We start from the raw sequence: 24303 nt of genomic DNA, 5'->3' as shown, positions 1-24303 counted from the left end.
CTAGCGGGTATGCCGAAGGTCCGTGCCGCCGCGCGGGCGGCCGCCCCGGGACGGTGCTGCGGACATTTCCTGGGGCACCGGAAGTTTGGCCAGGATGCTGCGGATCACACTATGCGGAGTTTCGCCCGTGCTGGCCGCCTTGCGGTCGAGGATGATCCTATGCGCCAGCACGGCTTCAGCAACGCTGACGACGTCGTCGGGGAGCACGAAGTTCCGGCCCTCCAGCGCGGCGGTGGCCTTCGCTGCCCGCAGCAGCTGGAGCATCGACCGGGGGCTGGCGCCGAGGCGTAGCATGGCGCTTTCGCGGGTGGCGCGCCCCAGCGACACGGTGAACTCCTTGACTGCCTGCGAAACGTAGACGCGCTGGACGGCGGCGATCATGGCGGCCACATCGGCCGAGGTGACGACGGCGGTCACCCGGGTCAGCGGCGAGGTCGCCTGGTGCGTCTCCAGCATCTCGATCTCCGAGTCCTTGTCCGGATAGCCCATGGAGATACGGGCCATAAACCGGTCCCGCTGCGCTTCCGGCAGCGGATAGGTTCCTTCCATCTCAATGGGGTTCTGGGTGGCCACCACCATAAAGGGTTCGTCCAGCTTGTAGGAGTGCCCGTCCACGGTGACCTGGTGCTCTTCCATGCACTCCAGAAGCGCAGACTGGGTCTTTGCGGAGGCGCGGTTGATCTCGTCCCCGATGACAATGTTGGCGAACACGGCGCCGGGCCTGAATTCGAACAGCCGCGAGGCCTGGTTGTAGATGGACACACCCGTGACGTCCGAGGGCAGGAGGTCCGGGGTGAACTGGATCCTGCTCACCGAACAGTCGATGGTGCGGGCGAGTGTCTTTGCGAGCAGCGTCTTTCCCACACCGGGAACGTCCTCAAGCAGCAGGTGCCCCTGGGCCAGGAGAACGGTGAGGGCAAGCTTCGCCGCTTCGGCCTTGCCGTCGATGACCGTATTAATGGCTGTCAGGATGCGCTCGCTGGCAGCGTGGAAGGCTTCTGCGTCCATGGCCGGCGGCCGGGTCCCGTTCAGTGGGTTTCCCGCCACTCCCGCACTGTCGGGGAAGACCTGCCCGTCAGGGAGGGCTTCATCTACTGTCGTGCGTCTGTGGGAGTCCATCGGCAGCCTTTCAGACCTGGGGAAGCCTGGCACGGGTTGGCAGGAAGTGCCGGCGCCCGCCGTCGGGCGTTCGCCCGTATGCCACCAGACTACTAACACAACTGCCGGAGCTAACAGAGAGTTCCGGTATTTCCCGGCAGGATCCGGAATGCCCGGGAAGCTAGGGTAGAAGGATGAACACCCCGTTGACGCCAGCCCCGTTTCGCGTGCCCGGAAGCGACGGCTCCGGCCGGCAGGGCTATCCGCCCGCTCCCGAGCCGCTGCCCGTCCCGGTCATGGACAACCACACGCACCTGGACTTCCCCAACGCCGACGTGAAGGTGGAGGTGGCTGCCGCCCTGGACGTGGCCGCGTCAGTGGGCGTGCAGGGAGCCGTGCAGGTTGGCTGCGACCTGGAGTCCTCCAGGTTCACGGTGCAGGCCGTTGACCTGGACCGGCGTCTTCTCGGTGCTGTTGCCATCCACCCCAACGACGCCCCGGACTATGCAGCCCGCGGTGAGCTGGAGGATGCGCTGGCCGAGATTGAAGCCCTGGCAGCGCATCCCAGGATCCGCGCCATTGGTGAGACGGGCCTGGATTTCTTCCGCACCGAGGGGGAGGGGCTGAAGCACCAGCGGTACTCGTTCCGGCGCCACATCGACATTGCCAAGCGCCTCGGCCTGACGCTGCAGATCCATGACCGCGACGCCCACGACGACGTCGTCCAGGTCCTGCGCGAAGAGGGCGCCCCGGAGCGGGTGGTGTTCCATTGCTTCTCCGGAGACGAACAGCTCGCCCGGACCTGCAACAACGAAGGCTGGTACATGTCCTTCGCGGGCACTGTCACGTTCAAGAACGCCGCCAACCTGCGAGAAGCGCTTGCGATTGCCGACCCTGCCAGGGTCCTGGTGGAAACGGATGCGCCCTTCCTGACCCCGCACCCCTTCCGCGGCCGCCCCAACGCCAGTTACCTCATCCCGCATACGGTCCGGGCAATGGCCGAGTTGACAAGCACTGATTTGTCAGACATTTGTGCCCAAATAGCCCAAAATTCCCTGCAGGCATACGGATCCTGGGACTAGCAACGACCTCTCTCAGGGAACCGTCAGGAATACCAGGTATGCACAATATCTTGGCTGCTTTATAACGCTTCGGTTACAGTGGATAACTATTAGCCGGGGTCGGGGAAGGCCTTCGGATAATTTCGCTCAGTTCCGGACCTGCCGAGAGGCGGGTCTGCGGAGTCCTGAGTATGGCGGCGCACACGTCTGCTGCAAACATCCGGACCATGTCCGGAGTTGCCCTGAGGGTGTTTGCGTCGGTGGGTGATGTGCGTTTTTCCCCGTGCCCGGATGGTCCTAGAGTTACGGGCAATCGTGGTCAAGTTCTTCACTTCGGACGGTAAATTCAGTTTCGTCAAGGTCGGCGCCCAGCTGCTTGTGCTCTCGGCACTCGTGCTGGGCCTCGTGGCCTTCGTAGGCAACAACAAAACAGTCACCCTGAACGTGGACGGCAAAGTCAGCTCCGTCCAGACCTTCGGCGGGACCGTAGGCCAAGTGGTCAAGAGTGCCAAGGTGGAGCTGCAGGCCGCGGACCGGGTATCCCCGTCTGCGGACGCCCGCGTGGAGGATGGCTCAGTCATCAACGTCAATCTCGCCAAGGCTGTGAAGATCAGCCTCGACGGGGCCGAAAAGACCATCAACACCACCTCGGCCAATGTCGAAGGACTGGTCACGGAACTCGGCGTTGCCAGCGCCTCGGAAGTCTCCGTGCCGAAGGATGCCCAGCTGGCTGTTTCCGGTTCCTTTGTGGCCATCTCCACGCCCAAGACCGTCAGCATCCTGGCGGACGGCAAAGCCACTAAAGCGACCACCACTGCGGCAACCGTGGCTGAGGTCCTCAAGGACGCGGGAGTGACCGTCGGCGCCGGCGACCGGCTTTCCCAGCCCCGGAACGCCCACGTCGTCAATGACATGGCGATCAAGGTGTCCCGGGTGGATTCCACGAAGACAGCTGCCACGTCCGAGGAGGTTCCTTTCGACACGATGAGTTCCGAAAGCGCCGATCTGTTCGTAGGCGAGAAGAAGGTCACCCAGGCCGGTGTCCCCGGCAAGGTGGACAAGAACTTCAAGCTGGTGCTGGTGGACGGCCGCGAAGCCGCCCGGACCCTCGTCTCCGAGACCGTCTCCGTCCAGCCCGTGACCGAAAAGGTCTCGGTGGGGACCAAGGAAAAGCCCAAGGCTGAAGCCGCTGCGAACACCGGTGCAGCAGCCCCCGCCATGATGAACGAAGCCATGTGGGACAAGATCGCGCAGTGCGAATCCACCGGTAACTGGTCCATCAACTCCGGCAACGGCTACTATGGCGGCCTGCAGTTCGACATCCAGACCTGGATTGGTTCCGGCGGCGGGGCGTATGCACCCAACGCCAGCCTCGCAACCAAGGCACAGCAGATCGACATCGCCAACCGCGTGTACGCACAGCGCGGTCTCCAGCCCTGGGGCTGCGGCTGGGCCGCGAGCAGCTAACAGTCACTTCAGGTAACGCGCACCAGTGCTAACAGCCGCGGCAGCTGACCACCGCCGCGGCAGAATCGAAGGCCGGGTCCGGATCACACCGGACCCGGCCTTCGCCGTATCCCTTCGCCGTATCCCTTCGCCGTTCCAGTTTGTCCCCGGTCCCCGTCCCGCGGTCGGGCTTCACGCGCCGTGCCGCCGCAGGCCGGCGGGATAGGATACCTAGGTGACTGAACCGACCCCCGCCGCCTCCGGCACCGCGCCCGCACCGCTTCTTGGCGCCTCCGACGTCCGCCGGCTCGCCGAGGAGATCGGGGTCCGCCCCACGAAGACCCTGGGCCAGAACTTCGTGATCGACGGCAACACCATCCGCCGGATCGTCGCTGCCGCTGACATCCACGCCGACGAGACCGTCCTTGAGGTCGGTCCCGGACTGGGCTCGCTCACCCTGGGATTGCTGGACGCCGCCAAGTCGGTCGTCGCCGTCGAAATCGATCCGGTCCTTGCCGCCAAACTGCCGGGCACCGTGCAGCAATGGCGCCCCGACGCCGCGAAGGATTTCCATCTGGTGCTGGCCGACGCCATGAGGGTCACGGAACTGCCTGTGGAACCGACCGCCCTCGTGGCGAACCTCCCGTACAACGTTGCGGTGCCCGTGGTGCTCCACCTCCTGCAGCACTTCCCGAGTCTCCGGCACGGCCTGGTCATGGTCCAGGACGAGGTTGCGGACCGGCTCGCGGCCGGCCCCGGTTCCAAGACCTACGGCGTGCCGTCGGTGAAGGCCGCCTGGTACAGCAGCATGCGCAAGGCCGGCGTGATCGGCATGAACGTCTTCTGGCCTGCACCCAAGATCCACTCGGGGCTTGTCGCCTTCACCCGCCGTGAGCCGCCCGTGACGTCGGCCACGCGGGAACAGGTCTTCGCCGTCATCGACGCCGCGTTCGCGCAGCGCCGGAAAACCCTGCGGGCCGCCCTTGCAGGATGGGCCGGAAGCGCTGCGGAGGCCGAACGGTGCCTGCTGGCGGCAGGTGTTGACCCCACCGCACGGGGCGAAGTAATCGACATCGCTGCGTTCGCGCGGATTGCCGAAGCCCGCCAGGCCCAGCAGGGTTGAGGCCCGGGGGCGCTGCCGCATCGGGTGTTTCCATGGGGGCGCATGCTTGGAGCCTGACGCTGCCATGCCATAGCTTGGACTCATGAACGCAGTGAGAGGGCGCTTTGCCGCGAGGACGGTCCGGGTCAAGGCTCCCGGCAAAATCAACGTCTCGCTGGATGTGGGCCCGCTGCGTGAGGACGGCTACCATTCCGTTGCCAGTGTCTACCTGGCCGTTTCCCTCTATGAGGAAGTGGCCGCCACCAGCACTCCCGCGGAGGGCATCACGGTCAGCATCAGTCCGGCCAGCACGCTGGACCTGGCAGACGTGGACATACCGCTCGACGAACGGAATCTCGCTTACAAGGCGGCAGCCATCATGGCCGACGTGTCTGAGCACTCCACCGGTGTCCACCTGGAAATCACCAAGCGGGTCCCGGTGGCCGGCGGCATGGGGGGCGGCTCAGCAGACGCGGCAGCCACGCTGCTCGCGTGCGACGCCCTCTGGAACAGCGGGCTGTCCCGCGACGAACTCGCCCACCTGGCCGCAGAGCTCGGGGCCGACGTCCCGTTTTCCCTGCTCGGCGGCACAGCCGTCGGACTAGGCGTAGGGGACGAGTTGTCTCCAGCGCTGGCCAAAGCGCAAATGGACTGGGTCCTGGTCACAGCTGACTACGGGCTGTCCACGCCGGAGGTCTTCCGCACCCTGGACCGCCTTCGCCTGGCCGAAGGCATCACCGTGGAAGAGCCCGACGCCGTGGATCCAAAGATCCTGCAGGCGCTGCGCAGCGGGGACGCGGACGCCTTGAGCCGCGTCCTGGTCAACGACCTCCAACGCGCCTCCATTGAGCTGGCGCCGGGACTGCGCGATATCCTTGGACTTGGCGAATCGTGCGGAGCGATCGCGGGACTTGTTTCAGGCTCCGGCCCCACCGTGGCCCTGCTCACGCACAGCCCCGCTGCGGCTGCCAGCCTCGCGGAAGACCTCAGTCATCACGGCCTGAACGCACTGGCCGTCCATGGACCAGTGCACGGGGCCCGCATCATCTCCGATACGCTCCTTTAGTACTTTCGACTCCGTTCGATCCTTCACGTTCAACGAATTTCCACCGAAGAAAGCAGTTCCCAGTGGCTCACCTGCTCGGCGGCGAGAACCTCACGGTCTCGTATGCAACCCGCACCGTCCTCGACGGCGTAACCCTCGGCCTTGAAGAGGGTGACCGGATCGGCATGGTGGGCCGCAACGGCGACGGCAAGTCCACCCTCATGCGCCTGCTGGCGATGCGCTCGACGCCCGATTCCGGGCGCGTCACCAAACGCAGCGAAGTCAACATTGGCTACCTGGACCAGAGCGATGTGCTCGACGGCGACCTGACGGTCGGTGCCGCTATCGTGGGCGACCAGGCGGACTACGAATGGGCCCGCAACCCGCAGATCCGCGAGGTGATGGGCGGCCTGGTGTCCGACGTCGACTGGCACGCCAACGTGCACGCCCTCTCCGGCGGGCAGAAGCGCCGCGTTGCGCTGGCCAAGCTGCTGATCGAAGACCACGACGTCATCATGCTCGATGAGCCCACCAACCACCTCGACGTCGAAGGCGTCGCCTGGCTGTCCCGCCACCTCAAGACCCGCTGGCGCGCCAACCAGGGCGCCTTCCTGGTGGTCACCCACGACCGCTGGTTCCTCGACGAAGTCTGCAATAAGACCTGGGAAATCCACGATGGAATCATGGACCCCTTCGAAGGCGGCTACGCGGCCTACGTCCTGGCCCGCGCCGAACGTGACCGCTCGGCTTCCGTAATGGAAGGCAAGCGCCAGCAGCTCGTCAAGAAGGAACTCGCCTGGCTGCGCCGCGGCGCGCCCGCCCGCACCGCCAAGCCGAAATTCCGCATCGAGGCAGCCAACGCGCTGATTGCGGACGTCCCGGAGCCGCGCGACTCGATGGCCCTGAGCAAGATGGCCACTGCGCGCCTCGGCAAAGATGTGCTGGACCTTGAGCACGTGTCGCTGGACTTCCTCGGCGGCGAGCCCGGGCAGAAGCTCTTTGACAACATCACACTCCGCCTTGCACCGGGGGAGCGGCTGGGGCTGGTCGGCGTCAACGGCGCCGGCAAGACCACCCTGCTCAAACTCCTCAACGGCGAAATCCAGCCCACGTCCGGCAAGGTCAAGCGCGGCAAGACTGTTGTCACCGCCGTGCTGACCCAGGAGGTCAAGGAGCTGGACGACGTCAAGGACCTACGCGTCATCGAAGTGATCGAACGCGAAAAGCGGTCCTTCAATGTCGGCGGCAAGGAATTCAGCGCGGGCCAGCTGGTGGAACAGCTGGGCTTCACCAATGAGAAGCAGTGGACCCCGGTCAAGGACCTGTCAGGTGGCGAACGCCGCCGCCTCCAGCTCCTGCGCCTGCTCGTTGGCGAACCCAACGTGCTGATGCTCGACGAGCCCACCAACGACCTGGACACCGACACCCTCGCCGCCGTCGAAGACGTCCTGGACGGCTGGCCGGGCACGCTCGTTGTGGTGAGCCACGACCGCTACCTGCTGGAGCGCGTAACCGACCACCAGATGGCGCTGTTGGGCGACGGCAAGATCCGCGCGCTGCCGCGCGGCGTGGACCAGTACCTCGAACTGCGCGAAGGTGCCGTGGCCGGCTCCACCATCACAGGCGGCGGCAACCCCGTCATCGGCGCCAGCGGCAGCTCGGCACCCGCCACCGCCGGCCCGGCTGGCCCTTCGGAAGCCCAAAAGCGCGACGCCCGCAAGGCCAAGAACCGGATCGACCGCCAGCTGGGCAAGCTGACCCAGCAGGAAGACAAGATCCACGCCCAGATGGTCAAGAGCACGGCCGACAACGACTTCGACGCCATGGCCGACCTGAACAAGAAGCTCAAAACCCTGGCCGAAGAACGCGAAGCCCTGGAACTCGAATGGCTGGATGCCCTGGAAGTCCTGGGCGAATAACCACCAGGGTGGCAGCAAGGCGGGCGAGTCGGCAATGGCGGTGCGGGGGACCTTCGCGTAGGAGCGCATCGCGGCGCATCGGGTTCCGGAGGTCGCTCAGCGACCGCAGGGGCCCATTTGCGCCGTGTCTAAGCGACGGCGAAGGGCCACTGCGCCGCGAAGGTGACCATAAGACTAGGCCTCGGACCGGAGCTCCGGTTCCTTCTGCAGACCCGTGAGACCGTTCCAGGCGAGGTTCACCAGGTGGGCGGCCACGGCGCGCTTGTCAGGGGTCCGGCTGTCCTGCCACCACTGCCCGGTCATGGCCACCATGCCTACCAGCATCTGGGCGTACATGGCACCGTCGGCCGCGCTGAACCCGCGGCGGGCGAACTCGTCAGACAGGATGTGCTCCACCCGCGCGGTGACGTGGGAGAGCAGCGTGGAGAAGGCGCCTTCGGGCTGCGACGGCGGTGCGTCGCGCATCAGGATCCGGAATCCGTCGGTACGGTCCTCGATGTACGTCAACAGGGCCAGTGCTGCCCGCTCCACCTGGACACGTGGCTTGGCTTCGTCCGTGAGGGCGTCATTGATGGCGGCCAGCAGGATCCGGAACTCGTACTCCACCACCTGGGTGTAGAGGCCTTCCTTGGACCCGAAGTGCTCGTAGATCACGGGCTTCGACACGCCCGCAGCCGCCGCAATCTCTTCGATCGTGGTGCCGTCAAGGCCCCGGATGGCGAAGAGCCCGCGTCCGATGTCGATCAGCTGTGAGCGACGCTGCGCACCGGTCATCCGGGGCCGGGGGACGTATCCGGGTGCCCTGACGGGCCTGCCGGGAGGGTTTCCGGCGCCATCGGGCGCACCGTTGATCTTGCTCACCGTCCCATCATGCCTTAAGGGATGCGCAGGGCCCCGAGTCGCAAGTGCGCCGACCTTCGTGGCAGAATTGGTTCTCGTGCCACGGGGCTGCGGGTCCGGGCACGGTCCGCCCTGGTGTAATGGCAGCACCCCGGCCTTTGGAGCCGTGGAGTATAGGTTCGAATCCTATGGGCGGAACTGCCGCTGTAGACGGGTCCCGGATCCGGAACAGACCGGCGAAGGTGTGAAAGTGCGCAACTGAGATCCACCAAGCAAGGAGAGCCTGTACGTGAGCCCCGAGACAACCGGCCCCGCCGCCGTCATCGTCCTAGCTGCAGGTGCCGGTACCCGGATGAAATCCCGGACGCCCAAGATTCTCCACGAAATCGGCGGCCGGTCGCTGGTTGGCCACGCCCTGCGTGCCGCCCGCACCATCGACCCCCGTCAACTGGCCCTTGTGGTCCGGCACGAGCGCGACCTCGTGGCCGCACACGTCTCCCGGCTCGATCCCGCAGCGCTGATCGTGGACCAGGATGAAGTCCCCGGCACCGGCCGCGCGGTGCAGGCGGCGCTGGAAGCCCTCGACGCCGACGGTCCGCTCAGCGGCACCGTGGTGGTCACCTACGGCGACGTGCCGCTGCTCTCGGCGGAGCTGCTTGCCGAGCTGGTCCTCATCCACGAAGACGAAGGCAACGCCGTCACAGTCCTGACCGCGGTCCTGGACGACGCCGCAGGCTACGGCCGCATCCTGCGGGCGGCCGACGGCACTGTCACGGGAATCCGCGAGCACAAGGACGCCTCCGACGAGGAACGTGAAATCCGCGAAATTAATTCCGGGATCTACGCTTTCGACGCCGCCGTCCTCCGCGATGCCCTGGCCCACGTCACCACGGACAATGCCCAGGGCGAGATGTACCTCACCGACGTTTTGGGCATTGCCCGCGCGGCCGGCGGGAGGGTGGCCGCTGTGGTCACCAACGACCGCTGGCAGGTGGAAGGTGCCAACGACCGTGTCCAGCTCTCGGCATTGGGAGCCGAACACAACCGGCGCACGGTGGAGGCCTGGATGCGCGCCGGAGTTACGGTCGTGGACCCCGCCACCACCTGGATCGACTCAACGGTGACGCTCGCAGAGGACGTCCGGATCCTGCCCAACACCCAGCTGCACGGCGCCACGACCGTGGCGAGGGATGCCGTCGTCGGGCCTGACACCACGCTGACTGACGTCACCATTGGCGAGGGCGCCAAGGTGACGCGGACGCACGGCTCCGGAGCCGTGATCGGCGCGAACGCGAGCGTCGGGCCGTTCACCTACCTCCGCCCGGGAACGGTGCTGGGGGAGACCGGCAAGATCGGCGCCTTCTACGAGACCAAGAACGTCACTATCGGCCGCGGTTCCAAATTGTCGCACCTCGGCTACGCCGGCGACGCGGAGATCGGCGAGGACACCAACATCGGTTGCGGCAACATCACGGCCAACTACGACGGCGAGCACAAGCACCGAACCGTGATCGGCTCCGGCGTGCGCACGGGTTCCAACACGGTCTTCGTCGCTCCGGTCCAGGTGGGTGACGGCGCCTACAGCGGGGCCGGCGCAGTGATCCGGCAGGACGTTCCCGCCGGCGCGCTGGCCATCTCGGTGGCCAAGCAGCGGAATGCCGAAGGCTGGGTCGTCTCGCACCGCCCGGGCTCCATCTCAGCAGTACTGGCCGAAGCCGCGGGGGCAACGGCGCCGGTCAGCGAAACAGCCGCGGCACAGCCGCCCCTGGATTCCTCAAGCACCCCGGCACCTACAGAAGAGGGCAAGCAATCATGACCGAAATTACGGCACGCGGCGAGAAGAAACTGGTACTCGCCGCAGGGCGGGCCCATCCCGAGCTTGCGCGGGAGATCGCCAAGGAGCTGGGCACTGAACTGCTGCCGGTGGATGCCTACGATTTTGCCAACGGGGAAATCTACGTTCGCGCAGGAGAAAGCGTCCGCGGCACCGACGCCTTCGTCATCCAGGCGCACCCGGCCCCGCTGAACAACCACCTCATGGAACAGCTGATCATGATTGATTCGCTGAAGCGGGCATCCGCCAAGCGCATCACCGTGGTTTCGCCCTTCTACCCCTACTCCCGCCAGGACAAGAAGGGCCGCGGCCGCGAGCCGATCTCCGCCCGTCTGGTGGCTGACCTGTACAAGACGGCCGGCGCGGACCGCATCATGAGCGTTGACCTACACACGTCGCAGATCCAGGGCTTCTTCGACGGCCCGGTTGACCACCTCATGGCCATCCCGCTGCTGGCTGACTACATCCGCACACGCGTCGCCGCGGACAACATCACCGTTGTCTCGCCGGACACCGGCCGCGTCCGCGTGGCCGAACAGTGGGCCGAGCGCCTCGGCGGTGCCCCGCTGGCGTTCGTCCACAAGAGCCGCGACCTCACGGTTCCGAACCAGGCCGTGTCCAAGACCGTCGTGGGCCAGATCGAAGGCCGCACCTGCGTCCTGATCGATGACATGATCGACACCGGCGGAACCATCTCCGGGGCCGTCCAGGTGCTCAAGAACGCCGGCGCCAAGGATGTCATCATCGCGGCGACCCACGCCGTCTTCTCCGACCCGGCGGCCCGCCGCCTCGCGGAATCGGGTGCCCGCGAAGTGGTGGTCACCGACACGCTGCCCATCCCGGCCGACAAGCGCTTCGCGCAGCTGACAGTGCTGTCCATCGCACCGTTGATTGCCCGGGCCATCCGTGAAGTGTTCGACGACGGCTCCGTCACCAGCCTGTTCGACGGCAACGCCTGAGCTTCCTGACCTAAGCCCGCCGGCGTTGGGTCCCGTTTTCAGTAACGGGGCCCAACGCTGGTAAGCTGGTCCACGATACCTTGGCGAGGGAGAGCAGTCTCCGTTATCGACTGGGTCTGAATCTCCCTTCTTGAAGGGCCGGCCACGGGCCGCCCGGCGTTGAAGGTCGCAAACAGACCTCCGCCCTTGCTGAACACCCGTTTAGATTTCAAGGAGATTTACATGTCTGAGCAGAAGCTCGCAGCAGAAGTACGCACCGAATTCGGCAAGGGCTTCGCCCGCCGCGCACGCATGGCCAACTTGATCCCCGCCGTCATCTACGGCCACGGCGCAGATCCGATCCACATCACCCTTCCGGCCAAGGCCACCACCCTGGCCGTCCGCACCGCCAACGCCCTGCTGACCCTGGACATCAACGGCGAACAGCACCTGGCCCTCGTCAAGGACATCCAGCGCAACCCGATCAAGCAGATCGTCGAGCACCTCGACCTCCTGACCGTCCGCACCGGCGAAAAGGTCACCGTCGACGTTCCCGTCCACCTCACCGGTGAGCTGGCTCCGGGCAACGCCTACAACCAGGAAATGACCGTTGTTTCCCTCGAGGCCGAGGCAACCCACCTGCCCACCGCCGTCGAGGTCAGCATCGAAGGCCGCTCCGCCGGCGAGCACATCCACGCTTCCGACCTGGTCCTGCCGAAGGGTTCCATCCTGCTGGCCGACCCCGATTCCCTGGTGGTCAACATCTCCGAGGCCACTGAGGTCTCCGAGGAAGAGGCTTCCGAAGGCGCCGCCTCCGAGGCATCCGGGTCTGCAGCCGAGTAATTCCGGCAGCCCGTTTCTCGTGGCCGGGTCCCTGTCGGGGCCCGGCCACTGCCGTGTTAAAGCCCGTTTGTAACAACCCTAGGATTGACGCATGACTGACACCTGGCTGATCGTGGGCCTTGGCAACCCCGGCACCGAATACAGCAACAACCGTCACAACGTCGGCCAGATGGTGCTGGATGAACTCGCGCGCCGGGTGGGCGGCAGCTTCAAAGTGCACAAGGCCCGCGCCCACGTACTGGAGGGCCGGCTCGGGATCGGCGGACCCCGCGTCATCCTGGCCAAACCCATGAGCTACATGAACGTCTCCGGCGGTCCGGTGTCCGCGCTGTCGAAGTTCTATGACATCGGTCCGGAGCACGTCGTGGCGGTCCATGACGAAATCGACATTCCCTTCAATACCGTCAAGCTCAAGATCGGCGGCGGCGAAGGCGGCCACAACGGGCTCCGGGACATTTCGAAAGCGCTGGCCACCAAGGACTACTTTCGGGTCCGCGTCGGAGTGGGGCGTCCGCCGGGCCGGATGGATACCGCCGACTTTGTCCTGAAGGACTTCGCCACGGCCGAAAAAAAGGAACTGCCGTTCCTCCTGGATGACGCCGCCGACGCCGTGGAGACCGTGGTCAAGGACGGCCTGGCGGCCGCGCAGCAGAAATATCACACGTCGGTTTAGTATTTATGCCTCGAAGCCGCCATTTTAGCGGTAGCCTGCGGGTGGGGGACTGGTCACGGTTAGTGCAATGCAATTGGTTAACCAGTTGCATAAAGCGGCCTAATTGTTTAGCCATACCTGCTATGGTAATTTTCACATTCAAGGTCTTGTTGCCTCGTTTGGCGGCATCGGAAAACTGAACACCCGACGGCTCAGCCAACTCGCATCAGCTGGAGCCACGAAGGTAGCGTGATCGATCGTGCTTGCATCATCAGGCTCTGAACATGGGGGGCTCCTGGAGACTGAACGCCGGGGCATGGGAGCCTCCGAGCGTCGTAAGTGGTCGTCTCTGGTCAGGCAGGACATCCAGGCGTCCGTCGTCTCGATCCTGTCCGAGAACGATCTTCACGGCGTCGTAGTTGTCGGCGCGCAAGGCGTCGGCAAGTCCACATTTGCGCGCGCAGTGGAAGCCAAGCTGGTGGGCAAGATGCACGTCATCCACCTCCACGGAACCACCACCGATCCTGCCATTCCGTTCGGTCAACTGGCCTTTCTCGTGGCCCGGCTGCCCGGACATGTGCTGGAATCCCCGGGCGAAATTGTCCACGGCATTTCCCGGCTCATCCGCGAAGACGCCGCCGGGCGCCCTGTCCTGGTAGTGCTCGAAGACCTGCCGGCGATCGACAGCATGAGCACCGCCGTCCTGATGCACCTCATCCTGAGCGGCGCCGCGAAGCTCATGGTCACCGTACGCAACGTGACGGACATGCCCGAAGACCTGATCCGGCTCCTCCGCAACAATTCGCTCGAGGAAGTCCGGCTCGAAGTATTCACCCGGCCGGAAGTGAGCAAACTGCTTGCCGGCGTTCTCGGGCGTCCCGTGACTGCTACAGCCGCCAGTTCGCTGTACGCGGCGAGCGGCGGAAACCCGCTCGTTCTCCAGGCGATCGTGATTGAGCAATTGCGTTCAGGCAACCTCCACCTCGCGGGGAAAGTCTGGGCGCTCCGCGGGGGGATCAACCTCGCGGAAGCCGACGCCCTGGTGGACCTGGTCAGGTCCAGGCTGGCACGGGAAACCCCCAAAGTCAGGGAGGGCCTGGAGTGGCTGGCCCTGATCCGGCGGGTTCCCTTATTCGTCCTCCTTGATGTCCTGGACCCGGCGGTCGTAGCCGACCTCGAAAAGGCCGGGTACCTGCAAGTCGGCGAGACGGGCCGCCGCTGGGTGAGCCTGAAGGACGAATACGTCGGCGAAGTCATCCGGGGCTGGATGGACCTGCCGCGGCGCAAGGAACTGCACCAGCTCGTCGCACGGGTTGTGGGTGCAACCCCTGCCGAGATGGATGTCGAAGAGCTCCTGGGGTATGTCGCCTGGACCCTTGACTGCGGTGAGCCTGTGGAGCCGGCGTTCGCACTGGCCGCAGCCGCTGCGGCGAACCGGCTGTTCGACCCGATGTTCGCTTTGGAAGCACTGGCGCAGATCCACGTCGGAGATCCTCACTGGGCTGAAGCTGCCAGGCAACGGGCCGCCGCCTACATGACGCTGGCCGAGCATGAATCGGCTGTGGCGGTCCTGGAGGAGGTCACACCCGAGCAGCAGGCTGAACTCCCCGCGACCGCCTACGCGAGCTGCGTGCAGGATTTCTGCAGCGCGCTGCTCTGGGTCCACGGAGGGTACACCCGGATCGACAGCATCCTGTCGGCGGCCCGGCAGGAGCTGGCCCGGCGGGAAAGGGCATCCATCGGCAATGAGACACCTGCCGACTTTGCCCGTGCCCACGAGCTGATCATGCTCGCCGAATTCGAGCAGATGATCCACCAGGGTGAGTATGCCGCCGTCGCCGGAGACCTGGAACAGGCCTACAAAGAAGCCGGCGACCCGCTGTACGTCCTGAACTGCGCCTGCCTGCTGACCATGGCGTGGGCAGTCCTGGGCAGGGAAGCCGACGCCATTGCCCTGGCAGCCGAGATTCAGCACCGGATGGAACAGTCCAACGTGGCGCCCGGAATGCTGAGCTGGCAGGCAGAAGGACTGTTTGCCGCCCTGCTCTGCAGCGGCCAATGGGAGGACTGCGTCAGGATACTCACGGACGCACTGGACCAGAAGCCCAAAATCATGCAGTATCTGGGCGGGGCGGCGGAACTTGCGCTGGGCGTCGCCTACACCTATGCCGGACGGGCCGACCTCGCCATCGACACATTGCTCGGCGCCCAGGCGCAACTGGAAATCAGGCGGAGCTACTACGGACCGTCACTGGCCTGCTCAGCGCTGGCCTTCGCCTATGCCCAGGCCGGTGATATCCAGGAATCGCGAAACTTCCTCGACCTGGCCGCCCAGGAGGAACAGCATGTCGCCTGGTTCACCTCCTGGATGGCCGACTTCTGCGTGCGGATGGCCAAGCGGTGGCTCAAGGATCCGGGCGCAAAGCAGAAGCTGATCGAGTCCGCGCACGAGGACATTTCCAAAGGGCGGACCACCACTGCCTCCATCAGCCTGTTCGGTGCTACGGTGCATGGAACGGAGGAAGAACTGGTCCTGCTGACCGAGGTTTCCTCCCGCAGGCAGGGAAAGATGGCCAGCGTCAACCGTCTGGTCGGGGAGGGGAGCAGGAAGAAGGATTCCAAACTACTGCTTGAGGCGGCGACACTGGCCCAGGAGCTGCACCTCGACGCGGTGGAGTCCAGATGCGTGGTGCTGGCGCTGGACATCGCCAGGGAAAAGGGGGACTCCCAGTCCGCACGTGCCGCCCAGCACCGGCTGGACCGGCTCGTGGAAACGTTGCCGGTGCTGCCGCTGATGCCGCATACGGTGGGACCTGAACTGACCGAACGGGAACGGCAGGTTGCCAGGATGGCCAGCCAGGGGTTGAGCAACAAGGAAGTCGCCAACCGGCTGCAGCTTTCCATACGCACGGTGGAAGGCCATCTCTACCAAATCTTCACGAAAATGGGGATTTCATCGAGGAGTGAGCTTGAAGGAACCGCTCAAGTCTGACGGGAAGGCTTCGGGGCGGTCGCGCGCCGGGACCCGGCGCCAGAATGCTGATGAACCCTGGATAGACCGGGGGGACATGCTGTCCGCGGTCAAAGACGCCCTCGCGTCGGATGACTGCTGGGCGGTTTTCGTCGTCGGCGACGCCGGATTGGGAGCGTCGTCATTTCTGACGCAACTGAATAGCGCCGGAAATGGCCGGCAGGCGGTTATGAGTATCCACGGAAGCCCGTCACTTTCGCCCGTTCCGTACGGTGCCCTATCCCCGTACCTCGCTGATCTCTCAGTAGAGGACGTGACCTCCAAGGTGGCCGTCCTAAGGGCGCTGTGGGCGCACCTCGAAAGTGGCAGGAAGGGGCCGGGACCGGCCTTGCTGCTGGTGGACGACGCCCACGACCTCGACACCGCCACGGCCGAGATGATTTCCGAACTTGTCCAGGCGGGCTGGGCCAAACTCGTCGCCACCTGCATTCCGCGACCCGGCATACCCCAGCCATTGCTCCGGCTTTGGCATGACGGCACGGCCGAACGGTTCGACATCGCCCCCCTCACCCTGGAACAGGGTCATCAACTGTGCGAGGCGCTGCTTGAGGGCAAAGTGCTCAACAGCACGTCGCGTGAATACTGGCAGCAGGCCGGCGGGAACACGCTGCTGCTGAAGACCCTGATTCGCGAGGCCCAGCGTTCGGGCGACCTGATCCAGCGCAACGGGGTCTGGCTCAACGCAGGTTCCTCCCATGTACGGACGCTGGAACTCACCGCCGTCGTCAAGGTCCAGCTCATGCGCATCTCGGCCGACGGCCGTGAGGCGCTGAACCTGATTGCGCTGGCTGAACCGGTGGACAGGACCCTCGTGGGAGAAATTGCGGGTGAGCCCGCGGTCAAGGAACTGCTGGACCAGCGGCTGGTGGTCCAGTCGGTGGACAGTGAACCGACCCTCCGGCTGGTCAGCCCGGTCTACGGGGAAGTGCTGCGCCGTATCGTTCCCGCGGCCCGAAGCCTGCAGCTGCACCGGGAGCTCGTGTCCCGGATGGAACTTTCCGCTGATAAACCCGAGTCCCTGCTCCGGATGGTTTCCTGGTCTTTGGACTGCGGAGCAGAAGTTCCTGCCAGACTGCTGATCCGGGCTGCTGTGCTGGCCTGCAAGCTCTTCGAAAGCGAAACGGCCCTGCGCATCGCCTGGGCTGTCCGGGATCCCGAACTGCAGCAGACTGCACGGGCCGTGATGGCCCGCTCGCACTACAACCTGGGGCACTACGACGAAGCCGCCGCCCTGTTGAACGTGAATGTGGACGCCGGCAGCGGCCTCACGCACATGGTGGTGAACAGCCTCCTGAGGTCGGCCACCCGGACGGCACTGGGGCACCCCGCCTCGGCGATCACGGACGATGCCCGGCGGCTGCGCCAGTGGGGCGAAGAAGAGGCCGCGGCCCACCCCGGGGAGTCGGCCGCCATCCTCAAGGTCACGGCACGGCGGGCGTCCCTGGTGGAACTCATGGCGTACTCGCTCGCGGGCGACTACAGGCAGATGGGTCCCAGGCTCGATGACCTGCTGGCAGCCGACGCTTCCGCCGGGGAACCGGACGGCGCGCTCACCAGGTCGATGGCACTGGCCCTGCAGGCCGAACGGCTGTGCGCGCTGGGGTATCCGTTGCAAGGGCGCCAGCTCGCGATGGACGCCTACGGCCAGGTCCAGCCTCCCGATAACGACATCTTCTTCCTCCCGGAGTTCACTGTGGTCCGGCTTGTTGCCTGCGACCTGGCCGCCGGGGAGTGGGCCGAGGCCCAGCAGCTCCTGGACGGCTACGCCCAGACGTCCTTCGGTTCCGCCATGGTCTCGTTCAGCGGTGCCTCGTACGTCGTGATGGGCTACATAGCACTCCGGCAGGGGAAGCTCGCCGAAGCCCTGGAGTTGCTGGTCACGGGGCTTGAGGCCCTCCGCGACAGCGATCCCCAGCAGATGTTCCGGTTCTGCGCGGCCATGGCCTACTACGTGGCGGCAGCCCAGGGCTTCAAGGCAGAGGCCGACAGGCTGCGCTCAGACTATGAAGCGTGGGGTGAGCGCGGCATGCACCTTGTGACAGCGTTTGCGCGGGACTTCCTTGCTGCCGGTGAGGAGCTCCAGGCAGGGAACGGATCCGGCATCGCGGCCCTGCACCGCAGTGCGGAGGAAGCCGCGCAACAGGGCGCCGCGTTTTTGGAACTGAATGCCCTCGCCCTGGCCATGGGCCTGGGAGACACCACCAGGCTGGGGCGGCTGCAGGAGCTGGCGGGCGCGGTGGAAGGCATCTGGGCTGCGGCACTGGCCGAGTACTCTGCCGCGCTCGCCGATGGCAGCGCCGAACTGTTCCTGCGTGCGGGGGAGTCCCTCTTCGCGGCCTCGGCCTTCCAACTGGCCTCGGATGCCTATGCCGCAGCCCTGACCTCATTGGACCGAAGCCGGAACCGGGAGCTGGCTGCCATGGCCCGCGCCGGCATCGCCCGGTGCAACGAAGAGCTGGGCCACGCCGGCAACGAAGCCCAGCCGGACACGGTGGCCCCCATCCTGACCAAGCGCGAACGGAACATCGTGGGGCTGGCGGCCACCGGACTCAGCGACCGGATGATTGCGGACAAGCTCCAGATCTCTGTCCGAACGGTGGAAGGCCACCTTTATCGTTGCTACCTGAAGCTTGGCATCGCGGGACGTGACGAGTTGGCTGCCGCTGCGGGCGTCGGAGAGGACCCGCCGGTTAAGGCCAAACCATCACCCGGGAAATGAGTACCTGGACCGGGAGGCCCTACTCGGACGCGGCCGTCGAAACGGTACGGCGACGGCAACTTGTTAACTATTTCGAAGCGCCCCGGGCGCCGCACTAGCCGTCTGTCAGCGGTAGATCCGCGGGCCTGCGTACCTTTGCCCGGCGACCAGGGGTACTTGCTTTCCAAGTACAGGTATGGCTAAGGCGCAAAGTCGAGTACTCACTACTGGTGCCCGCGGGCGTGACAGCTGGTTAATTTGGGGTACCAGGAATCGCTCGTAAATACAGAGGTCTCACTCATGTTGACAGCTGATAATGTGGCCAGTTCACACGCCACCAGGTCCGCCGGAATGTCACGGGGCGCCGCATGGCCTTTGATCGGTCGCAAGCAGGCGGTCAGCGATATTACCCGAGCCCTGGCAGAGTCAGCAGGGGGAGTACTGGTGACCGGAACCTCGGGCACCGGAAAGACGTTCCTTACCACCCACGCACTCAAGCAGTTCCGTGACGATTCCCTGGTTGTGACGCTTCGGTGCAGTGCCGCGCTGTCCCGTTCGCCGTACGGCGCCCTCAACATGCTGCTGAGCGACCTGGAGCCGGGGTACTTGAACCACCCCGTGCTCGTGTTGTCCGGTCTCATGCGGCTCCTGCGGGAACGGGCCAAGGGAAAGACCGTCTACCTTTTTGTCGACAACGCTGGCGAAGCTGACGAACTGACGGCCGTGACAATCGCCCAGCTCGCCCGGAACCGCGCAGTGCGCCTGGTTCTGACTTGCTCTGACCCGCTGCGGCTGTCGGCAGAGATTTCCGGACTGTGCGACGGCGGATTCCTGACCCGGGTGAACCTCGAACCATTGTCCTTCCGGGAAGCCGTCAGCTGGCTTGAGGAAGGCCTCAGCGCAAAGGTCTCACACTCTGCCGTCCAATCGCTCTGGGCGGCAAGCGATGGCAACCCGCACTATCTCAAGATGCTCGCCATGGAGCTGGCTGACTCCGGTTCGCTGGTGGTCCGGGACGGGGTGTGGGTCCTGACGGCCGATCACAGGGTCCATGGACGGGCCATCACCGACCTGATCGCCACGCGGCTGGGCCGCATGGGCGAGGCTGACCGGCGGATCCTGGAGATCCTCTCGCTCGCGGAGACCCTGCCGTTGGACACCTTGCTGACGCTCGTGGCTGCCGACGACGTGGACGCCCTCGAAGAGCGCGGGGTCCTTGCGGTCGAGGACTCCCTGCCCCGCCGCGTGAGGATCCAAAGCCAGCTGGTGGCAGATGTGGTCCGCGAGAACGTTCCGCCTGGCCGGAGCAACGAGCTCCGTGAAATGGTCCTCCTGGCAGCCGCCCCTTCCCTCCGAACACCCGCCACGGAACTGCCGTTCGCGGTCTGGGCCCTCGACTGCGGCGCCCCGTTGTCGGCCGAAGAATCCCTTTCGGCCGCCCGGCTCGCCAACAGGCGGCTGGATGCTGCCCTCGGACTGCGGTTCGTCCGCTCCATCCCGGGACACGATGCGCTGGCCGCAGCAGTTACCGAAGAAGTGGCGGCGCTGATGACCCTCGGTGAAGTGGAGGAGGCCCTGGCTGTGGTTCGGCGGCACCGCAAGTCGTCGCAGGGAGACCCGGCGCTCGCTGAATCGATCGGCATCCTGCTGGCGGAGAGCTCGGTGTTCCTCGCCACCCCGGACGCCTGGCACGAGGCGCCGGCGTCGTTGGCCAAGGCCCGGAAAATACTATATGACGATGCGTCCGGTCCGGCAGAGAAAATGTCGGCACCGGACCTCAGGCGCATCAGGGAACAGCTCACGCTGGCCGAAGCGGAAGCCGCCGGCTATGACGGAAGCTACCGGGACATGGCGGCGGACCTCACCGATTCCTTGAACAATGTCGAGTTCCACAGCCCGGAATTCAGGCTTCAGGCGGGCAGCTGGCTGTGTGAAGCGTGGGCCGTGACGGGACGCCAGTCGGATGCCGCCGAGCTCGCCGAACAGCTGAAGTTGCAGTGCCTGCGGCCCGAGATCCCGGTGGCCATCGCGCAGTCGGTGATCTCACGGCTCCGCTTTGCGTACCTGGTGGCCGGCAGGTGGGATGAGGCGACCGAGACCCTGCCAACGGAGGACTGGCTCCCGTCATCCGTTATCTACCGGCGGTTCAGTGCCACTGAAATACCGGAAGCGATCTGTGCTTGCATGCAGGGCCGCGGACGCGATGGACTCGATCTCCTCGTTCCCGGCATCAGCCAGCTGCGAATCCAGGACAGCGAAGGCATCCTGCCCCTGGCTTGTGCCGCGGCGGCCTATGCTTCCGCGCTGCAGGGCGAACGGGAAGTGGCACTCGCTTATCTCGCAGAGACGGAATCCGCGTCCAGGCGGAAAACCTGGAAGGTGTCCCGGGCAGAAGGTTACTTCACGGCCCTTGCGCGGGCGGAACTGGACGGCTCGCGGACGGGAATTGAGCAGTTGCTCCGCATGGCGGAGGATGACCGTGGTTCCGGCAACGTCGGGCATGAGCTGCTGTGCCTGAGTTCGGCCGTCAGGCTGGGGGAATCCGATGCGGCGCCGAGGCTGCTGAATAGTGCGCGCGAAAGTCAAGGACCCTTCGCGGAACTGTGTGCACATTACGCCCGGGGCGTCATGACCCGCGAAGCCGACGACCTCATGGCTGCCGCAAACCTCGCAGCCAGGATTCACAATGACAGGTTCGCCCTGGACATCGCGGAGTCAATCCTGAACCTCGACCAGGCGCACCTCGAAAGGAGCCTGGTCCGGCAGGCGAAACACCTGGCGGAAACGTGTCGCCGGCGGTTGCGGACGCCACAGGACGGCACCCATGACCGGCTAACGCTGACGGCCCGCGAACTCCAGATAGCACAGCTGGCCGCCGCCGGGGCGAGTAATAAGAGCATCGCGGCCCAACTGCACGTGTCAGTGCGGACAGTGGAGGGCCACCTCTACCAGATTTACGGCAAGCTAAAAATCGAAGAGCGCTTGGAGCTTCCGGTAGCCCTTGGCAGTACAGGAGATGACCAGCCATGACTGAAACCACCATCACGGCAGAGCGGCTGATCGGGAGATTCGGCATGGTTGCGTCCGTTGTCGACTGCCTCCTCGACGCCAACGGCCCCGGCGCACTCATCCTTGGAGACGCCGGCATCGGCAAGACGGCCCTGATCAATGAAGTTGTTTTTGAGCTTGGCAGCCGGATCCGGCCCTTTTACGTCTACGCGGGTCCTTCGCTTTCCGAGGTACCGTACGCCGCCCTTGCACCGTTGCTGACCGCGTTGACTCCCGGACAGACGGACCAGCCGCGCGCAGTGCTCAAGGCGTTGGTAACGGAACTCAATCCGGAGGGCCTGCGGGACCAGTCACAAGCTGTGCTGGTGGTGGAGGACGCCCAGCATCTGGACGACAGCAGTGCAGCAGTCATTGCACAACTGGCCGCTGCGGAGGCCGCCAGGGTGGTTTTGCTCTGCCGCCCGCATCCTTCGGCGCCTCCGGAAGTGCTATCGATGTGGTCGGAAGGGCTGGTGGACCGTTTCGAACTGCAGCCGCTGACCAAGGAAGAAGTGGACGAATTGTGCACGCGCGTGCTTGGCTCGCCCCTCGTCCCCAGCGCCAGCGCCGTATTGTTCAGGTCATCCGGCGGAAACCCGATGTTCCTGCTGGAACTGATAGCCCATGCCAAGTCCCGCGGCCACCTGCTTCAGCGAAATGACACCTGGGTGCTCCTCGGCGAGCCCGGAGCGGCCACTGTACGGCTGATGGACCTGGTCCGGAACCAGATCATGCAGCTGAACCCCGAACAGCGCCAGGCCCTGGAATCGGTGGCGCTGGCAGAGGCGATTCCGCTCAGCGTCCTGCAGCGGGCCAGCGACAGCCACGCCGTCGATGAACTCAAGGAGCTCCAGTTCATCGCGATCTCTGCCGACGCCGCGCGGCACGTCCGCCTCGCGCAGCCGCTGATCGGCGAAGTGATCAGGCAGCTGGTACCGACCGCCCGCAGCGTGACCATCCGACGGCGGATTGTCGACCTTCTGGACTCCCGCCCCGAGACCCTGGACGGCAGGCTCCGGCACGTCACCTGGGCGCTGGAGTCCGGGGCAACCGTTCCTGACGCAGACATCCTCGAGGCCGCCCAGCTGGCGAACCGACTCTTCATTCCCGACTACGTGGAACGGGTCGTGGGTGCGATCCGCGAGCCGTCCCTCAAACTCGCGGCACAAGTGGAACTGGCCCGCGCCAAACTCTATGGGCGCGATCCCGTCGGAGCGGGCCTGTGCCTCGAGGGTGTGGTGGAACAAGCCACCGACCTGCGCACCGTCCGGCAGGCATCCATGCTGGCGGCCCAGCTTGCCGCCGGCAAGCGCAACGGGCCGGAGGCCGTGTTGCGGGCAGCCGATGCGTGGGCAGAGGCCGTCTCCAGGCTGGAAGACGCCACTCCCGGGTTCGACACGAAGGAGCTGGCCACCGCCCGGCTGGGCAGCAGGCTCCTTGCCCTGGAGGGCTACCAGGCGGCAGGACGCCATGTGGAAGCGGAGCCGGAACTCCAGGAGATCTGGGAATCCACGGACGACGACGAGTCCCGGCTTCTGGCCGGAACGCTGCTGGCGGAGTCGCTGGCACTTACGGGACGCGCCGTATCTGCATTGCAGATTGTGATGGACGTCGAGGACATCCTCGCCGCCAGCGGTGACCGGCGCCTTGAATACGCCGAGTTCGTGATGAGACGCTACTTGCTGGCGCTGCTCCATGCCGGTGAACTCGACGTCCTCGACGACTACCTGCAGAACCATATCGCGCAGGCCTCGAACTCCCTGATCTACTTTGGCGGGATGCTGCACCTCGCGGCGGGCACTGCAGACCTGCGGCGGGGCACGATCGGGGCGGCCCTGCCGAAGCTGAGCCAGGCCGCCGAGGTGCTGCGCCTCTCCGACGCCGGCGGCGACTTGCCCGATGCGCTCGCGGCCACCGCGTACGCCGCGTCCATCCTCAACCGGACGGACACGGCCACTGCAAACGCGAACGCCTACGACGCGCTGCTGTCGGATCACCGCCATGCCTCACTGCTGGGACAGGCCTACACAGTTGCGGCGCGGGCCGAACGGGTCGGCGTCCAGGCAGCTGTATCAAAGCTCTTGGCCCTTGCCGACGCCGCGGCAACCTCCGGATTCCTCAGTTACGAAGTGGAGATCCTATCCCTGGTGCTCCGGCTCGGGGACCTGTCCATTGTGCCGCGCCTGGCTGCGGCGGCGGAGGGCTGTGAAGGGCGAAGCGCGGAGTTCCTGGCCGCGTACTGCCGTGCCCTGGCTGCCAAGGACGTCACTCGCCTCGTGGAAATGAGTGATGCGGCAGCACGGGACGGACTGGACCTGGCGGCCGCGGAATGCGCCGCCCACGCCCTGCGGATCCTCGAAACCCGGGGAGACAAACCCCGGCAGTTCGAGGCCCAGAAACTCGTCAAACAGCGGAATGCTGCACTCAACAAGGCCGGTGCTTCGGCGGCCGAGATCCCGCCTGACCTGCACAAGCTGACACGGCGCGAGCAGGAAATCGCGGCTCTGGTCCAGGCGGGGGCGAGCAACCGGGAGATCGCGCTCCAGTTGGGGCTTTCACTGCGGACGGTGGAAGGCCATCTCTACCGGATGTTCGCGAAACTCGGTATCAGCCACCGTGAGGATCTGGCTTCGGTGGCCTACGGTGCCCGCCACTCCGGCCTGCCCGGCCCTGCCTAGGGCCATGACGGGCCCGGCTCGCTGATTCAGGCTCTGCCCCGTCCTGCCCCCTCCGGCCACGGATCGGACT

General features: G+C 65.6%; 15 protein-coding genes and 1 tRNA gene. 14 read left to right on the top strand and 2 right to left on the bottom strand.

Going from position 1 to position 24303, the window contains the following annotated elements; all coding sequences use genetic code 11:
- Positions 1 to 1119 carry an AAA family ATPase gene (locus ASF98_RS16625; RefSeq protein WP_055803974.1) on the bottom strand — a complete coding sequence of 373 codons (1119 nt, stop codon included), beginning with the start codon at positions 1117 to 1119 and terminating at the stop codon, positions 1 to 3.
- 173 nt (positions 1120 to 1292) lie between these two features.
- Between ASF98_RS16625 and ASF98_RS16620 the strand changes: the two genes are divergently transcribed.
- The 5 genes from ASF98_RS16620 (at position 1293) to ASF98_RS16600 (ending at position 7671) form a co-directional block, all read left to right on the top strand.
- Positions 1293 to 2180 (top strand): TatD family hydrolase, encoded by an 888-nt coding sequence (locus ASF98_RS16620; protein ID WP_055803971.1) that lies wholly within the window; start codon positions 1293 to 1295, stop codon positions 2178 to 2180.
- 270 nt (positions 2181 to 2450) lie between these two features.
- Entirely contained in the window at positions 2451 to 3626 is a 1176-nt protein-coding gene (locus ASF98_RS16615) for a resuscitation-promoting factor (protein ID WP_235506055.1), read from the top strand.
- 214 nt (positions 3627 to 3840) lie between these two features.
- Positions 3841 to 4728, top strand: a complete 888-nt coding sequence (gene rsmA / locus ASF98_RS16610; RefSeq protein ID WP_055803966.1) for a 16S rRNA (adenine(1518)-N(6)/adenine(1519)-N(6))-dimethyltransferase RsmA — start codon at positions 3841 to 3843, stop codon at positions 4726 to 4728.
- 82 nt (positions 4729 to 4810) lie between these two features.
- A complete protein-coding gene (locus ASF98_RS16605; protein ID WP_055803962.1) occupies positions 4811 to 5773 on the top strand; it encodes a 4-(cytidine 5'-diphospho)-2-C-methyl-D-erythritol kinase in 963 nt (320 codons plus the stop codon).
- Positions 5774 to 5835: 62 nt separating this feature from the next.
- On the top strand, positions 5836 to 7671 hold the full coding sequence (locus tag ASF98_RS16600) for an ABC-F family ATP-binding cassette domain-containing protein (RefSeq protein ID WP_055803960.1): 1836 nt from the start codon (positions 5836 to 5838) through the stop codon (positions 7669 to 7671).
- Between the two features lie 174 nt (positions 7672 to 7845).
- Here the strand turns inward: ASF98_RS16600 and ASF98_RS16595 are convergent, their stop codons facing one another.
- A complete protein-coding gene (locus ASF98_RS16595) occupies positions 7846 to 8445 on the bottom strand; it encodes a TetR/AcrR family transcriptional regulator (protein WP_055804353.1) in 600 nt (199 codons plus the stop codon).
- 192 nt (positions 8446 to 8637) lie between these two features.
- Between ASF98_RS16595 and ASF98_RS16590 the strand changes: the two genes are divergently transcribed.
- The 9 genes from ASF98_RS16590 to ASF98_RS16550 all read left to right on the top strand — a co-directional run bounded on the left by ASF98_RS16590 (position 8638) and on the right by ASF98_RS16550 (position 24233).
- Positions 8638 to 8709 (top strand) — tRNA-Gln (locus ASF98_RS16590).
- Between the two features lie 91 nt (positions 8710 to 8800).
- On the top strand, positions 8801 to 10327 hold the full coding sequence (gene glmU / locus ASF98_RS16585) for a bifunctional UDP-N-acetylglucosamine diphosphorylase/glucosamine-1-phosphate N-acetyltransferase GlmU (protein ID WP_055803957.1): 1527 nt from the start codon (positions 8801 to 8803) through the stop codon (positions 10325 to 10327).
- Positions 10324 to 11304: a ribose-phosphate diphosphokinase gene (locus ASF98_RS16580; RefSeq protein ID WP_028270407.1), complete on the top strand. Its 981-nt coding sequence runs from the start codon at positions 10324 to 10326 to the stop codon at positions 11302 to 11304. The genes glmU and ASF98_RS16580 overlap by 4 nt, the downstream gene beginning before the upstream one ends.
- Before the next feature lie 222 nt (positions 11305 to 11526).
- Positions 11527 to 12126: a 50S ribosomal protein L25/general stress protein Ctc gene (locus tag ASF98_RS16575; RefSeq protein ID WP_055803955.1), complete on the top strand. Its 600-nt coding sequence runs from the start codon at positions 11527 to 11529 to the stop codon at positions 12124 to 12126.
- A 91-nt stretch (positions 12127 to 12217) separates the two neighbouring features.
- Entirely contained in the window at positions 12218 to 12799 is a 582-nt protein-coding gene (gene pth, locus ASF98_RS16570; protein WP_055803952.1) for an aminoacyl-tRNA hydrolase, read from the top strand.
- A gap of 238 nt (positions 12800 to 13037) precedes the next feature.
- Entirely contained in the window at positions 13038 to 15770 is a 2733-nt protein-coding gene (locus tag ASF98_RS16565; protein ID WP_156372442.1) for a helix-turn-helix transcriptional regulator, read from the top strand.
- A 208-nt stretch (positions 15771 to 15978) separates the two neighbouring features.
- On the top strand, positions 15979 to 18528 hold the full coding sequence (locus tag ASF98_RS16560) for a helix-turn-helix transcriptional regulator (protein ID WP_235506054.1): 2550 nt from the start codon (positions 15979 to 15981) through the stop codon (positions 18526 to 18528).
- 279 nt (positions 18529 to 18807) lie between these two features.
- Complete coding sequence (locus ASF98_RS16555; RefSeq protein ID WP_082506900.1) at positions 18808 to 21537, top strand: helix-turn-helix transcriptional regulator; 2730 nt, start codon at positions 18808 to 18810, stop codon at positions 21535 to 21537.
- Entirely contained in the window at positions 21534 to 24233 is a 2700-nt protein-coding gene (locus tag ASF98_RS16550) for a helix-turn-helix transcriptional regulator (protein ID WP_055803940.1), read from the top strand. Before ASF98_RS16555 ends, ASF98_RS16550 begins: the two co-directional genes overlap by 4 nt.
- Positions 24234 to 24303 lie beyond the last annotated feature (70 nt).

Source organism: Arthrobacter sp. Leaf337 (assembly GCF_001423745.1).
GTDB lineage: Bacteria > Actinomycetota > Actinomycetes > Actinomycetales > Micrococcaceae > Arthrobacter.
This window is presented reverse-complemented; position numbering and strand designations above follow the sequence as displayed.